Consider the following 14,733-nt stretch of genomic DNA (forward strand, 5'->3'; position numbering starts at 1 on the left):
CAGCCTACGGCCTGCTGACCCGTCCCGGTTGCACTGTGTCGGAACTCTTGAGCGACGAACGAAGGTGGTCGATTCGTCGCTGCTGACGTGCCGAACCGATCTCGGCCGCTAGCACGGCTGCGCGGTCTGCGTGTAGTCGGCCCTGCTCACGTTCGCCCATGGCCGAGAACGCGGTTGCCAAGTCGACGCGCAAGCCCGTCTCGGCGCGAGTGAACGTCGGGTCAAGGCGGCTGAGCGCCGAAGACAGCACGTCGACGGCTTCCGGTTCGCCGACGCGTGCAAGAGCGTGGCCGCGCCACCGGGCGAGGTGCACGGGGTCAAGAACCACGTAAGGCCCGTCCGGAGTGGACGCGTCAGAGGGCAGCAAGGATGCTGCGCGGTCGAACGCGCGCAAGCTCTCCGAACGCTGCCCGTGCGCGGCGAGCGCTTCGCCATAGGCGGCCGCAAGCCAAGAGCGCAACAACCTTCCCGTAGCCCGGCAAGCGCGCTGCTCAGTCGTTCGCAACAGCTCGACGGCGGTCGCCGTCTCGTTCACCTCGATCAGCACAAAGGCTTGTTCGGCCGCACTGTGTACCTCGAACGCCACGTCTTCGGATTCGTGGGCTGATTCCTTGGCGCGTTCGTAGTGTTGCCACGACTCGGCGACGGCCCCCATGTCCAGGGCTTGCCATCCGGCGAGGGTGCCGAACTCGGCAAGCAGCGCCGCGAGTTCCGCCCGGGTGTCCGGCGTCAGACTGTGCGACCGCAGACGCACTACCTGACGGATCTTGGTCGCCACCTCATCGTGCGCGACTGCCGCGCCCAATTGCCGATCAAGACGGCGTACTGCGGTGAGCTGCTCATGCAGCAAGGCAAGGACTTCGGTGTTCACGCGTCGCGCGGCACTGAGCATCTGCCGTAGTTCCTGCTCCCCGGTCTCAACCGAGCGGACCATGTCCGGCGGCGACAGCAGCTCATCGATAGTGAGTCCGAGCATCCGTTCGAGCAGGCGAGCGGTTGCCGGGCGCGGACGGACCCGCGAACCGTCCCGGTTCCGTCCCGCCACAAGCCGTTTCAGGTTGCGTTCACTGACCGTTCCCGCTTCTCCGAAGTTCCGCGCGAACTCCTCGGCCGCCCTGACGAACTCGACGTGAGTCTCGCTTCTCTCACGCAGCTTCTGTTCGAGCACCGTTCGCGGCGGCGACTCGTGCACCTCATCGGCTGCCATCCCGCGCCCCTCTCCGGTCGTCGCCAGCTCGAATGTCCCCGCTTTGGCCTCTCGGTGGCCTCGCGATGAAATGAGCGCACGAGAGATATTGATTTCACATCGTACAACTCGTTGTGGCTGGTCAGCCGGTAGGTAGCGGAGGAATCGTGAGCGACGAAACACGACCGAGGAAGGATGACGGCCTGAGCGGCGAGCCGCAGCGGACGATGCCGAACTCTGTCGAGAGTCTGGACCCCTTGCTCATGCACCCGGTCCGTTTGCTCGGCGCAACGATGCTCGCCGATCTGCAATGGCGCCACTTCGCCACGATCGCGGACACGATCGGCGTCGACCGTGCAACCCTATCGACCAACTTCCGCAGGCTCCGGCGAGCCGGATACCTGGAAGTGCGCAGGGACGGTAGTCGCACCCACTGGCGACTCACCGACTACGGGCATGACCGGCTCGCCGATCACCTTGACGCGTTGTGCGACGTCATCATCCGAGCGGGACAGCTGGCCAGAGACACATGCTCACGGCGCCCACCGGTTCCGGCGGAGACAGGCTGCGCTTCGCCCGCGCCTGTCTCCGCCGGTCGCCACACGCTTCGGGAGGCACGAGGATGTGAAGGGCTGAGCAGCTCATGTACGACTGTCGCGGCTCGGCGGCACCCATGAAGCAGCCCGAAACGTCGACCGCGCACACACGGGAACTGGGCCATGAGCTTCAGCAAGTCCGTAAACGGAACGGTTATAGCGGCGCAGACATGTCACGGATGCTGGGTTGGGGCTTCCCGAAGGTCTCCCGACTGGAAAGCGGCCAACGCTCGGTCCCGCCCGGAGATGTCGCGATCTACCTCGCGCGCGCTCGCGCGACCCCCGAGGAACTCGAAGACCTCGTCGCGCTGGCCAGCGAACCCCACGGCCACCAGTTGCAATTCCACAGTCCAGGACTACCCGACCAGCTCCGCACCCTCACTCTGCTGGAAGCCCACAGCGTCGCAATCACTACCTACAGCCCAAAAGTCATTCCCGCCCTGCTCCAGACCGAGCCGTACATCCGGGCCGTTCTGCGACGGTGCGGCTACACCGGCCCCGACCTTGAGAGTGGCGTCGAAGCCCGGCTCGCCCGCCACTCCCTCTTCAACCGGCGCTCACGCCCACTACTCAACTTCTACATCCACGAAAACGTCCTCAACGCGGTGGTCGGCGACTCGACCGTCATGAACGAGCAACTGGTTCAGCTCCAGCTAGCGTCGTCGCTCCCGCAATGTCACATACACGTCGTACCCGCCACGGCTGAAGAACCCGGCGACGGGCCCGAGTTCAGCGTCTTCCAGCACGAGGGGAACCAACCCGTGTTCCACGTCGATGCCTTCACGGCCAGCCTCTTCCTGGAAGAGGACAGTGTGATCGCCTACTACCAGGAGTTCCTCCGCCGCCTCACGACCACAGCGCTTGACCGCGACCAGTCCCGGAACTGGATCGTCAATCGAACCGGCGAACTCGAACAGAACACGCCCGGCGACATGCGGCAGCGGACTGAAGTGTTCACGCTACTGACCGGCTCAGCACATTCCCGGAACGGGGAAGACCCTGCCGCCTGATAACTAGTCGGACCGGCCACGCCCACGCTGCGTCTCGAAAATGGCGGTGCACCGCTGAAATGGGCCAGGTGGGCCGGGTTGACTGAAACCTGGCCCACCTGGCCCGAACCAACGTTCGTGCAGGTGAAAAGGCACATTCGACCCGTCCCGGTGGTGGGACGGGTAGTGCGGACTCGTCCCGCACGGTACGGGCCCGCACTAGCGGAATAGACCCTGCACCGAGAGCAGGTACCCACAAAAGCGCACGTCACAAGTAGGTAACCAAAAGCTAGTTGGCTCTAACCGTCCTTGCCACTCACGAGACTGAACGTCTCCGGCGCACGTCAGTCCAGGGTCGCCACGAAGCGGCTGACCGCCTCCATCGTGAACCGCTGGATGTACTTCCCGGCGGGCGCCGCCGAGGCCAGCCGGTACAGCGGCCGCTCCGCCGCCGCGTCGCCGCGCGCTTCCGATTTCAGCTGCGCCACCAGCAGTTCCGAGAACACGAGACCGTTCGCGTCGGTGTTGTTCAGCAGGGCGTTCGCCAGCTTGCGCAGCTGCAGGATGCCAAGCTCCCGGCCGCCCGCGCCCGAGTACACGGCCAGATCGACCTTCGCGACCTTGCGGCGCTTGCCCGCGTTGACCAGCAGGCTGACCGTCCGGGTCCCGCGAACGTCGCTGATCACCAGGTCGATGCGCTCGGCCGCGGTCAGGTCGATCCGCCGCACGCCCCAGGTCCGCACGATGAGCGTGTCGCCTTCGAGCCACACCCGGCGGCGCAGGTTGTAGAACATGACGTACAGCAGCGGCAGCGCGATCACCCCAGCGACCACGAGCCCGGCGATCTCTCCCCCGATCAGCCCGGCGATCCCGCCGAACGCGGCCGCGAAGATCACGACACCGGCGACGCTGGAGCAGCCTCGTTTGCGACGGAGCTTGGGGTCGTCGTGGAACAGCGGGAGACGTTCGGGGGTCTCCGGGGTCCCGGTGGGCTCCGTCATCACGCGCCCGTCCCGGCCAGGAACGGGTTCGCCGCCCGCTCCTGGCCGATCGTGGTGGCCGGACCGTGGCCCGGGAGGACGACGGTGTCGTCGGGCAGCGTCATCACCTTGGCGCCGAGGGAACGCACGAGCTCACCGCCGTCACCGGAAGACCGGCCGATCGATCCGGCGAACAGGCTGTCCCCCGTGAGCACGATCCGGCCGCCCTCGGCGGAGGTCAGCCCGAAGACCACCGAACCGGCGGTGTGCCCCGGTGTGCCGGACACCGCGATCTCCAGCCCGGCCAGCCTCAGCGGGCCATCGACGAGTGGCACGATCCCGTCCTTCCGTTGACCGGCGTCCTGGCCGAGGAGTGGCCGGTCCGCCTCGTGCAGATAGAGAGGTATTCCGTGGCGCGCGCCGACCTCGCCCGCCGAAGCGACGTGATCGGGGTGGCCGTGGGTGGCGAGCATCGCGACCGGCGTCAGACCGTGCTCGGCGAGCGCGGCCTCGATCGGCCCGGCGGCTTCCTCGCCGGGGTCGACGATCACGCACTCACCGCCGCCCTCCGGGGCGAGCAGGTAGCAGTTGGCTTCGAGGGGGCCTGCCGGAAAACCGACAACCAGCACGAAACGCCTCCTCAGATCTTCCGCCGAACAGGTGACAGGATGGCCCTGATCACGATCAAGTAAGCCTAGCGGCCCCTGTACGGGGGCCTCACAGGCTGTGCCAATAGACTCCCGCTACCTCAGACGTGTGACATCGAGTGGAAACCGGGAGGGCGGGTGCCGACCAACCAGCAGCGCCGCGAAGCCGCGAAGCGCAAGCTCGAGCGACAGATCGTGCGACGGGCCGAAAAGGCCAAGCGGCGCAAGATCGTCGGCTCGGTGGCGGTCGTCGGCGTCGTCGCCATCGTGGCGGGCGCGGTGTGGTGGATCGTCAGCAGTAACAGTGGTGACGATGCCGCCTCCGACGCTTCCCCGAGCTCGGCTCCTCCGACCCCCGAGGTCACCATCCCCACGGAGCGCACTCCGATGCCGAAGCGGCCGACGCCGCTGGCGAACCCGGTGGCCTGCGACTACAAGGACGACACCACCAAGCCGGCTTCGAAGAAGGTGAACAAGCCGGAAGGCAAGGACGTCTCCTCGAACGGCACGGTGAACGTCGTGCTGAAGAGCACCGCGGGAGACATCCCGCTGACGCTGGACCGGGCGCTCGCCCCCTGCGCCGTGCAGAGCTTCATCAGCCTTTCCCAGCAGGGCTACTTCAACGACACCAAATGCCACCGGCTCGGCACCACCGGCCTCCAGATGCTGCAGTGCGGCGACCCCGAGGCCAGCGGCATGGGCGGCCCGGGCTACACGATGCCGGACGAGGCGTTCAAGGAGATCAAGTACGGCCGCGGCATCCTCGCGATGGCGAAGACGCAGCAGCCGAACTCCGGCGGAAGCCAGTTCTTCATGGTCTACGGCGAGGCCGAACTGCCCGCGGACTACTCGGTCTTCGGCAGCATCTCCGACGAGGGCCTGAAGGTGCTCGACAAGGTCGCCAAGGCGGGCGCGAACGCGCAGGCAGGCAACGGCGACGGCACCGGCCCGCCCAACACCGAGGTCAAGTTCACCGGCGTCACGGTCAACGCCTGACGTGAAGCTGGAGCTCAACGGCGCGCCCGCCCGGTCGGAAGACCTGGCGGGCGCGTTCGGCTATGGCCACTTCACCGCGATGCAGGTCCGCGACGGCAAGGTCCGCGGCCTGGACGTCCACCTTCACCGGCTCGTGACGAGCACGCGGCGCATGTTCGGCAGCGACCTCGACACCGACGCGGTGCGGGCGTACGTGCGGCAGGCCGTGCGGGGTGAGGACGCGCTGTCGGTGCGCGTGCTGATCTTCTCCCGCGAGATGGACTGGTCCGATCCCGGCGCGCCCGCGGCGCCGGATGTCCTCGTCCGGACCGGGCCGCCACGAGAGCACGAGATGACGCCGCTGCGCCTGCGGTCCGTGCGCTACGAACGGGTGCTTCCGGAGGTCAAGCACGTCGGCACGTTCGGACTGCTTCACCACACGCGTGAGGCGAAGCTGGCGGGCTACGACGACGCGTTGTTCGTCGACTACGACGGCCGGGTCAGCGAAGCGTCGATCTGGAACGTCGGGTTCCTCGATGGCGGCACGGTGGTCTGGCCGCAGGCCCCGGTGCTCGACGGAATCACCCAGCAGCTCGTGCGACGCGGCCTGGAGCGGAACGGGATCCCGCAGGAGGTCCGTGACGTCCGCCCCGCCGACCTGCCCGGGTTCGACGCCATGTTCCTGACCAATTCGGAGTCGGTCGGCTGGCCGGTGGCGTCAGTGGACGACGTCGTGCTGCCGTACGCCCCGGAGACGAGCCGGATCCTCGCCGAAGCGTACGACAGCAATCCCTGGGACGAGATCTAGCTCGGTGCCTGGAACCCGCCGATCGCCTGTTCCAGCAGTTCGGCCAGCCGCAGCGGGGTGCGATCTTCGAACGCCGGACCGATGAGCTGCACGCCCACCGGAAGGCCTCGGCGGACCGGCCCGTCGGCACAGCGGTGGCGGGCAGACCGGGCATGGTGGCCACGCCCGCCCAGACGAGCTGGTCGAAGTACGGGTACTCGACGCCGTCGATGCCGATCCGCCGTCCCAGCAGATCGGGGTCGTGGTCGTGCGGGAACGCCGGGGTCGGCGTGATCGGGCAGACCACGGCGTCGAACTCGGCGAACAGCCGCCGCCAGCCGTGGCGGTGGCGCTCGCGATCGTCGGACACCGTCAGCCAGTCGCGGTGGGTGAACACCATGGCGCGCAACCGCGCCGCGTCGAGACTCCGATCGTCCGCGCTCAGTCCGGCGGCATTGGCCTGAAGCTGCTCGTACGCTTCGACGGGAAAGCGCGCGACGGTGCTCGAGAACAGCAACTGCGTGTAGATCGTCGCGGACTCGGTCAGGTCGGGCAGCAACGGGCTGTGCCGTTCGACGCGGGCTCCACCGTCGGCAAGCGCGTCGGCCACACGGTTCACCCCCGCCCGCACGGCCGCCCCGGTCGGGATGAGCGGATGGTCCTCGATCACCAAGACCCGGAAGTCGCTGAGCCGCTCATGGCGCGCGGGCGGCAGCTTCACCTCATACGCCATGCCGTGCGTCAGCGGGTCCGGCCCGGCCATGACGTCGAGCAGGAGCGTGAGGTCGCGGGCGGTGCGCGCCATCGGACCGGCGACGGCCAAGTCGAGGTCGACCGGCAAGGCGGGCGCCAGAGGCGGGACCATGCCACGGGTCGCCGCGAGCCCGACCGTCGGCTTGTGCGCGTAGATGCCGCAGAAATGCGCGGGGGTGCGCAACGAGCCGGCGAGATCGGAGCCGATGGACAGCGCGCCGAAGCCGGAAGCCAGTGCCGCCGCCGATCCGCCGGACGACCCGCCCGAGGTGCGATCGTGATCCCACGGATTGTTCGTCGTGCCGTAGAACTCGTTGAAGGACTGGATGTCCTGCAGTCCCAAGGGCACATTGGTCTTGCCGAGCACCACCGCCCCGGCTGCCTTGAGCCGCGAAACCTGCACCGCGTCCTCGGCGGGCACGAACTCCTGATGCTGCGGCATCCCCCAGGTCGTGGGCAGGCCGGTCATATCGAAGGACTCTTTGACCGTCACCGGGATACCGAGCAACGGCCGGGCCTCGCCGCGGGCACGCGCCCGGTCGGCGTCGCGCGCGGCGGCCCGCGCCCGGTCGAAGTCCGGCACACAGATCGCGTTGATCGCCTTGTCGTCCCGCTCGATCAGGGCGATCGCCTCTTCGGTCAGTTCCGCCGAGGTCACCTCACCGGCACGCAAAGCGGTCGCGAGCTCTTCGGCCGATCGAAATCTCCATTCCATGAAACGACCATAAGCACGTTCGTCGCAGGCCATAAAAAACTTTTTCGCGCAACAGCGTGGCCGACGGAACCCGACCTGCCGAGGCACAGAAAGCACAATGCCACAAGGGTTTTCGGGGAAAGCCGAGGCGGAAGTGCTGTGGCAGGCGCGTGTCGCGAAAGCCACTTTCGCGACGTGTGATGTCCCGAAAGTGGCTTTCGCGACGTTATCGCCGACGGGCCACGCGGACCGCCGCGATAAACGCGACCCTCAGCGATAAGTGAACTTGGGCGGTCGCCGCGCCAGGAACGCGGCCACCCCTTCGGCATAGTCCTCGCCGTGCAGGGCACCGAGCCGGATCTCGTCCACTTCGGCGTCGGATTCCTGTTGTCCCGCCACGATCTTCTCGATGATCCGGTTCATCCCGCGCACCGAGGCCTGCGAACGCGAAGCCAGTGTCTCGACGAACTTCGCCGTCGAGGTCTCCAGCTCGTCGGCCGGGAAGACGTCGTTGAGCAGCCCGATCTCCCGCGCCCGCCGCGCGTCGACGAGTTCGCCCGAGAGCAGGAAGTACTTCGCGTTCGCGGGGCCGACCAGTGAGACGAGCTGCCGTGTCGAATCGAAGTGGTAGACGATCCCGAGCTTCGCCGGCGTGATACCGAAACGCGAGCCCTCCGCCGCGAAGCGGAAGTCGCACGCGACCGAGATCTGGCACCCGCCGCCGATGCAGTTCCCCTGGATCATCGCGACCGTCGGCTTCCGCGACGCCGTCAGCGCCGCCACGGCCCCGTCGACGGCCTTGTCGTAGGTCTCGGCCGCGTCCGCGGTGGACCGCAGCTCCCGGAACTCGCTGATATCCGCGCCCGCCGAGAAGTGCGCGCCGGCGCCGGTCAGCACGAGGACCTTGATCGCCGGGTCCGCCTCCACCCGCGCCACCACGTCCGGGATCGCCGACCACATCCCGTAGGTGATCGCGTTCATCTTCTCCGGCCTGGTGAACGTCAGCCGTGCGACCTCGCCGTCGCGAGCGAATTCGAACCCGTCAGTCATCCTCGGACTTTAGCCGGGGCCCACCAGTGCTCACGAAGCCGAAGTGACCCGATACACGTCGTAAACGCCTTCGACGCCCCGGACCACCTTCAGCACGTGCCCGAGATGCTTCGGGTCGCCCATCTCGAACGAGAACCGGCTGACCGCGACCCGGTCGCGCGACGTCGTGACCGACGCGGACAGGATGTTGACCTTCTCGTCCGCGAGCACCTTGGTGACGTCGGAGAGCAGGCGGTGCCGGTCCAGCGCCTCGACCTGGATCGCGACGAGGAACACCGAAGACGCGGACGGCGCCCACTCGACCTCGACGAGCCGCTCGGGCTGGGCCCGCAGGTCGTCGGCGTTGGTGCAGTCGGTCCGGTGCACGCTGACGCCACCGCCACGCGTGACGAAACCGAGGATCTCGTCGCCCGGTACCGGGGTGCAACAGCGCGCGAGCTTGGCCCAGATGTCGCTGGCGCCCTTCACCACGACGCCGACGTCGTTCGAGCCGCGGCGGCGGGTGACGGTGGACGGGGTCGCGCGCTCGGCGAGCTCCTCCTCCGCCTCGTCGACGCCGCCGATGAGCGCGACCAACCGCTGCACGACGTGCTTCGCGCTGGTGTGCCCCTCGCCGACGGCCGCGTACAGCGAGCTGATGTCCGGGTGCCGCAGCTCGGTGGCGACCGCGCCCATCGACTCGGCGGAGACCAGCCGCTGGATCGGGAGGCCGACCTTGCGGACCTCCTTGGTGATGGCCTCCTTGCCGCCTTCGATCGCCTCGTCACGGCGTTCCTTGGCGAACCACTGCCGGATCTTCGCGCGTGCCTTGGGTGAACCGGCGAACTGCAGCCAGTCGCGGCTCGGCCCCGCCGTCTCGGCCTTCGAGGTGAAGATCTCGATGACCTCGCCGTTCTCCAGCTTGCGCTCGAGCGCGACGAGCCTGCCGTTGACGCGGGCCCCGATGCACCGGTGGCCGACCTCGGTGTGCACGGCGTAGGCGAAGTCGACCGGCGTCGAATCGACCGGCAGCGTGATCACGTCGCCCTTGGGCGTGAACACGAAGATCTCGCGCGAGGCGAGCTCGTAGCGCAGCGACTCCAGGAAGTCGCCCGGGTCCGCCGCTTCCCGCTGCCAGTCGAGGAGCTGGCGCATCCACGCCATCTCGTCGACGTCCATGGCGTTCCCGTTGTGGGTGCCCTTGGTCTCCTTGTACCGCCAGTGCGCGGCGATGCCGTACTCGGCGGTGCGGTGCATCTCGTAGGTGCGGATCTGGACTTCCAGGGGCTTGCCGTCCGGCCCGATCACCGTGGTGTGCAACGACTGGTAGACACCGAAGCGCGGCTGCGCGATGTAGTCCTTGAACCGGCCGGGCACCGGCTGCCACAGCGCGTGGACGACACCCATCGCGGCGTAGCAGTCACGGACGTCCTCGACCAGGATCCGCACGCCCACCAGGTCGTGGATGTCGTCGAGGTCGCGGCCGCGGACGATCATCTTCTGGTGGATCGAGTAGTAGTGCTTCGGCCTGCCCTCGACCTTGGCGGTGATCCGCGAGCCGTCGAGGTTGCTGGTCAGATCGGTGATCACGGACCGCAGGTACGTGTCGCGCGAAGGCGCGCGATCGGCGACGAGGCGGACGATCTCGTCGTACTTCTTCGGCTGCAGGATGGCGAAGGCCAGGTCCTCCAGCTCCCATTTGACCGTGGCCATGCCGAGCCGGTGCGCCAGCGGGGCTAGGACCTCCAGGGTCTCGCGCGCCTTGCGGGCCTGCTTCTCCGGCGGCAGGAAACGCATCGTGCGCATGTTGTGCAGCCGGTCGGCCAGCTTGATGACCAGCACGCGCGGGTCGCGCGCCATCGCGATGACCATCTTGCGGATGGTCTCGGCCTCCGCGGCGGTGCCGAGCTTGACCTTGTCCAGTTTGGTGACGCCGTCGACGAGCTCGCCGACCTTCTCGCCGAAGTCGGCCTTCAGGCTCTCCAGCGAGTAGCCGGTGTCTTCGACGGTGTCGTGCAGCAGCGCCGCGACCAGCGTCGTGGTGTCCATGCCGAGTTCGGCGAGGATGGTCGCGACGGCCAGCGGATGCGTGATGTACGGGTCGCCGGACTTGCGCCGCTGCTCGCGGTGCAGCTCCTCGGCGACGTCGTATGCGCGCTGGAGCTGCGCGAGGTCCGCGTTGGGGTGCAGCTCGCGGTGGATGACGGCGAGCGGTTCGAGAACCTGCTTGACCGGCGCGGCGCGCTGCGCGGTGATCCGGCGGGCGAGGCGGGCGCGCACGCGTCGTGTCGCGGACGGTGTCGGCGCCGCCCCCTGTCGCGCCGCACCGTTCTGCTCGGTGCCGTCCTTCGAGGACACCGCGGCATCGAGCTCTTGGCTCACCCGCACCTCCTGCGCTTCGTGCGGCCTTCGGACATCAAGGGTAACCGCTCCCCCTCGCGGCTCACTTGGTGCGCCCGGTCAACACACCCGGAGGGCCTCCACACGACGCCCCTCAAGCACGGAACGACCGCCGAGCGCGCCGAGTTCCATGACCACCGAAACCCCCGTGACCTGTGCCTTCGCGTCTTCCAGCAGTTTGCAGGTGGCCGCGACCGTGCCGCCGGTGGCGAGTACGTCGTCGAGGATCGCGACACGCTGACCGGGCTCGACGACGCCTTCGGGCAATTCGACGGTCGCGGTGCCGTACTCCAGCGTGTAACCCACCCTGCCCGCGACGCGGGGCAGCTTGCCCGGCTTGCGGATCAACGCGACCCCGAGGCCACGGGCGTAACCGACGGCGGCGGCCAGCAGGAATCCGCGCGCTTCGACCCCGGCCAGCAGGTCGGCCTCGGGATCGACGGTGGCGGCCAGCGCGTCCGTGACGGCCTTGAAACCCGCCGCGTCGGCGAACAGCGGACTCAGGTCCCGGAACAGCACGCCGGGTTCCGGGAAGTCCGGCACGCCGGCGATGAGGTCGAGTGCCTTGTCCAGCTCCATGTGCTTCCTGCTCTCCTGAACACCAGGAAAGGTCCTTCCCTCACGGAGTTCGCAAGGAAAGGACCTTTCCGGGGGTTGAACTCTATTACCTCTTGCGCTTGCCCGACGGACGGCCCTTGTGGGCCTTCTGGTTCCGTGCGGGCACGCTCGCCGCCGCGGCGTACGCCTTCTCCTTGCGGAGCTCGGCGGCCAGTGCGTCCTCGTCGTTCGGGTCGAAGTCGTCGTCGCGCTCGGCGGCCTTGCGGGCCTGGTTCGCGCGCCGCGCGGCGACCCGGTCGGCCTGCTGACGGAACTTCGGATCACGCATCTTCAGATCCACCAGCAGCGGCGTGGCCAGCGCGACCGAGGACAGCACGCCGACCAGGGTGCCGGTGAGCTGCACCAGCGCGAGGTCCTGCAGCGTGCCCGAGCCGAGCAGGATGTACCCGACGACGAGCAGACCGAGAATCGGCAGCATCGCGATCAGCGCCGTGTTGAACGACCGCATCAGCGTCTGGTTCAGCGCCAGGTTGGCCGCCTCGCCGAAGGTGCGGCGGGTGAGCCCGAGCAGGCCGCGCGTGTTCTCGCGGACCTTGTCGAACACCACCACCGTGTCGTACAGCGAGAACCCGAGGATCGTCAGCAGACCGATCACCGTCGCCGGCGTGACCTCGAAACCGATCAGCGAGTACACACCCGCCGTCACCACGATGTCGTGCAGGAGCGAGATCAGCGCCGCGGCGGCCATCCTGGTGTCGAAGTACAACGCCAGGAACAGCGTGACCGCCAGGAGGAACACCCCGAGCGCGATCAACGCCTGCCGCGAGATCTCCCCGCCCCAGGACGCGCTGACCGCGCTGTCACTGATGGCCTGGACACTCGGCTGACCGTTGGACCCGATCGGGCCCAGGTCGCGGAACAGCGCTTCCTTGATCTTGGCGACCTCGGCGGCGTCCAGGGTGTCCGAGCGGAGCTGAATGGTCGACGAAGCGCCGCTGCCGACCTTCTGCGCCTCGTCGGCCGGACGGCCGAGCGCCTCGGAGAAGACGTCCTTGGCCTGCTGTTCGGTGATCTGCCCGTTCTTGCCGTTGGCGGGCAGCTGGATCTGGGTGCCGCCTTCGAAGTCGATACCGAAGTTGAAGCCCTTGATCCCCATCGACGCGATGCAGACCAGCACCAGCGCGCCGAAGAAGAGGTACCAGCGCTTGCGCTTGCCGACCACGTCGAACGCGCCCGTGCCCACGTAGAGGCGGCGGAAGATGCTGTCGCGCTTGCCCGCGGTGGTGGTGTTGTCGTCGACCACGGTCACGCCTCCTTGACGTTCGGGCGGCCGGCGGCCGGACGGGCCGCCTTGCGCTCCGAGCCCACCTGCTGCACGGCACCGAGGCCGAGGTTCTTGGGGTTGGACAGGAACTTCGACTTCGACCGCGACACCATCGCGACCAGCGGGTGGGTCACGAGGTAGACCACGACGAGGTCGAGGACCGTCGACATGCCGAGCGTGAACGCGAAGCCCTTGACCTCACCGACGGCCAGCCAGTACAGGATCGCCGCGGCGAGGAAGCTGACCGCGTCCGACGCGAGGATCGTGCGCTGGGCACGAGACCAGCCTCGCGGCACCGCGGAGCGGAACGTCCTGCCTTCCCGGATCTCGTCCTTCAACCGTTCGAAGTAGATGACGAACGAGTCGGCGGTGATACCGATCGCGATGATCAGGCCCGCCACGCCGGCGAGGTCGAGGGTGTACCCGATCCACCGCCCCAGCAGCACCAGCACCGCGTAGACCAGTGAGAACGACAAGGCGAGCGACAGGATCGTCAGCACACCCAGCAAGCGGTAATAGAACAAGCAGTAGATGAACACGATCAGGAGGCCGAGGCCACCGGCGATCAAACCCGCCTGCAGCGACGCGAGACCCAGCGTCGCGGACACGGTCGTCGCGTCCGAGGACTCGAACGACAGCGGCAGCGAGCCGTACTTCAGCACGTCGGCCAGGTCCTTCGCCTCGGTCTGGCTGAACCGGCCGGTGATCTGGGTCTGGCCGCCCAGGATCGCGGACTGGATGGTCGGCGCGGAGACGACCTGCGTGTCGAGGACGAACGCGGCCTGCTTCTGGACGTTCTTCGAGGTGAAGTCGCCCCAGATGCGGGAGCCCTCGCCCTTGAAGTTCAGGTTGACGACCCACTGGGAGTTCTGGGTGTCGTAACCCGAGGAAGCGTCGGAGATCTCGGTTCCGGGGAGGAACTCCGGCTCCAGCAGGTACTTCATGGTGTTCTTGTCACCGCAGGCGACCAGCGGCTTGTCGGTGAGGTCGTTGCCGACCAGCGGGTCCGACACCTTCGGGTCGCAGTTGAGGGCCGCAAAGGCCTTCTCGGCGGCCGCGGCCTGCTTCGCCTGGTCCGTCGAAAGCAGATCGGGGTTCTGCCGGAGGTTCCGGGCCTCCTCGATCTCCTTCCTCGTCTGCTCGTCGGAGTCCGCGCCGGGCTGCTGCTGCGGCGCGCCGGCGGCGCCACCGCCACCGTTGGCCGGGCTGCTCGGCGGGGCGCTCACGCCCGGCGAGGACGGCGGCGCCGAAGACGGCGCGCCGGAAGCGGGCGGGGCCGACGGCTGCTGGACCGGGGTCACCGGCTGCGAGGTCACGACCTTCCGGAAGCCCAGCTTCGCGGTCTTGCCCAGCGTCTTGGCCTGGTCGCCCTGCTCACCGGGGACGGTGATGACGACGTTGCTGCCGTCGAGGACGACCTCGGTGCCGCTGACGCCGATACCGTTGACCCGGCGCTCGATGATCGAGCGGGCCTGTTCGAGGGACTCTCGCGGAGGGTCGCCGCCGTCGGGGTTTCGGGCGGACAGGGTGACCCTCGTGCCGCCTTGCAGATCGATGCCGAGCTTCGGCGTCGGCTTGCCGCTACCGGTGAAGAACACCAGGGCGTACAGCGCCACCACGATCAGGGCGAAGAAGGCGAGATAGCGTCCCGGGCGGAGATGCCCGGCCGGTGCGGCCACTGTGCTTCGGTCTCCTCGGACGGACTGGGTTTTTCCCCAATGGACTTGGCTGTTCACTCACTGGACGGGAGTCCGGCGGTACCGCGAACGAGCACGACTATGACGACGGACACGCACGCAGCACCGAGACACTACT

12 protein-coding genes and 1 pseudogene are annotated in these 14,733 nt (G+C 68.0%); 4 read left to right on the plus strand and 9 right to left on the minus strand.

Annotated elements, in window-relative coordinates; all coding sequences use genetic code 11:
• Positions 1-4 precede the first annotated feature (4 nt).
• Positions 5-1,207 (minus strand): hypothetical protein, encoded by a 1,203-nt coding sequence (locus MJQ72_RS21215; RefSeq protein ID WP_240598112.1) that lies wholly within the window; start codon positions 1,205-1,207, stop codon positions 5-7.
• Between the two features lie 242 nt (positions 1,208-1,449).
• On the opposite strand from MJQ72_RS21215, the gene MJQ72_RS45150 reads away from it, so the two are divergent.
• Both MJQ72_RS45150 and MJQ72_RS21220 read left to right on the plus strand, forming a co-directional pair.
• On the plus strand, positions 1,450-1,863 hold the full coding sequence (locus MJQ72_RS45150; protein ID WP_396426997.1) for a transcriptional regulator: 414 nt from the start codon (positions 1,450-1,452) through the stop codon (positions 1,861-1,863).
• Positions 1,860-2,792 (plus strand): helix-turn-helix transcriptional regulator, encoded by a 933-nt coding sequence (locus MJQ72_RS21220; protein WP_240598111.1) that lies wholly within the window; start codon positions 1,860-1,862, stop codon positions 2,790-2,792. Before MJQ72_RS45150 ends, MJQ72_RS21220 begins: the two co-directional genes overlap by 4 nt.
• Before the next feature lie 323 nt (positions 2,793-3,115).
• Here the strand turns inward: MJQ72_RS21220 and MJQ72_RS21225 are convergent, their stop codons facing one another.
• Together MJQ72_RS21225 and MJQ72_RS21230 are read right to left on the minus strand one after the other, a co-directional pair.
• Positions 3,116-3,772, minus strand: coding sequence for a hypothetical protein (locus tag MJQ72_RS21225; protein WP_240601100.1), 657 nt, complete (start codon positions 3,770-3,772; stop codon positions 3,116-3,118).
• Positions 3,772-4,380: an MBL fold metallo-hydrolase gene (locus MJQ72_RS21230; protein WP_240601101.1), complete on the minus strand. Its 609-nt coding sequence runs from the start codon at positions 4,378-4,380 to the stop codon at positions 3,772-3,774. Before MJQ72_RS21230 ends, MJQ72_RS21225 begins: the two co-directional genes overlap by 1 nt.
• 156 nt (positions 4,381-4,536) lie before the next feature.
• Here MJQ72_RS21230 and MJQ72_RS21235 point away from each other — a divergent pair, with 156 nt between their 5' ends.
• Together MJQ72_RS21235 and MJQ72_RS21240 are read left to right on the plus strand one after the other, a co-directional pair.
• A complete protein-coding gene (locus MJQ72_RS21235; RefSeq protein ID WP_240601102.1) occupies positions 4,537-5,394 on the plus strand; it encodes a peptidylprolyl isomerase in 858 nt (285 codons plus the stop codon).
• Position 5,395: 1 nt separating this feature from the next.
• On the plus strand, positions 5,396-6,181 hold the full coding sequence (locus tag MJQ72_RS21240; protein ID WP_240601103.1) for an aminotransferase class IV family protein: 786 nt from the start codon (positions 5,396-5,398) through the stop codon (positions 6,179-6,181).
• Here MJQ72_RS21240 and MJQ72_RS21245 read toward each other — a convergent pair.
• The 6 genes and pseudogenes from MJQ72_RS21245 to secD form a co-directional block, all read right to left on the minus strand.
• A pseudogene (locus MJQ72_RS21245) lies at positions 6,178-7,628 on the minus strand (amidase). The gene MJQ72_RS21240 and the pseudogene MJQ72_RS21245 sit on opposite strands and share 4 nt — an antisense overlap.
• Before the next feature lie 249 nt (positions 7,629-7,877).
• Positions 7,878-8,657, minus strand: coding sequence for an enoyl-CoA hydratase/isomerase family protein (locus MJQ72_RS21250; RefSeq protein WP_240601104.1), 780 nt, complete (start codon positions 8,655-8,657; stop codon positions 7,878-7,880).
• A gap of 30 nt (positions 8,658-8,687) precedes the next feature.
• Complete coding sequence (locus MJQ72_RS21255; RefSeq protein WP_240601105.1) at positions 8,688-11,018, minus strand: bifunctional (p)ppGpp synthetase/guanosine-3',5'-bis(diphosphate) 3'-pyrophosphohydrolase; 2,331 nt, start codon at positions 11,016-11,018, stop codon at positions 8,688-8,690.
• Between the two features lie 78 nt (positions 11,019-11,096).
• Positions 11,097-11,615 carry an adenine phosphoribosyltransferase gene (locus tag MJQ72_RS21260; RefSeq protein ID WP_240601106.1) on the minus strand — a complete coding sequence of 173 codons (519 nt, stop codon included), beginning with the start codon at positions 11,613-11,615 and terminating at the stop codon, positions 11,097-11,099.
• 85 nt (positions 11,616-11,700) lie between these two features.
• On the minus strand, positions 11,701-12,903 hold the full coding sequence (secF, locus tag MJQ72_RS21265) for a protein translocase subunit SecF (protein ID WP_240601107.1): 1,203 nt from the start codon (positions 12,901-12,903) through the stop codon (positions 11,701-11,703).
• Positions 12,900-14,597 (minus strand): protein translocase subunit SecD, encoded by a 1,698-nt coding sequence (secD, locus tag MJQ72_RS21270; RefSeq protein ID WP_240601108.1) that lies wholly within the window; start codon positions 14,595-14,597, stop codon positions 12,900-12,902. The genes secF and secD overlap by 4 nt, the downstream gene beginning before the upstream one ends.
• Between the last annotated feature and the right edge of the window lie 136 nt (positions 14,598-14,733).

The organism is Amycolatopsis sp. EV170708-02-1 (assembly GCF_022479115.1).
Lineage (GTDB): Bacteria > Actinomycetota > Actinomycetes > Mycobacteriales > Pseudonocardiaceae > Amycolatopsis.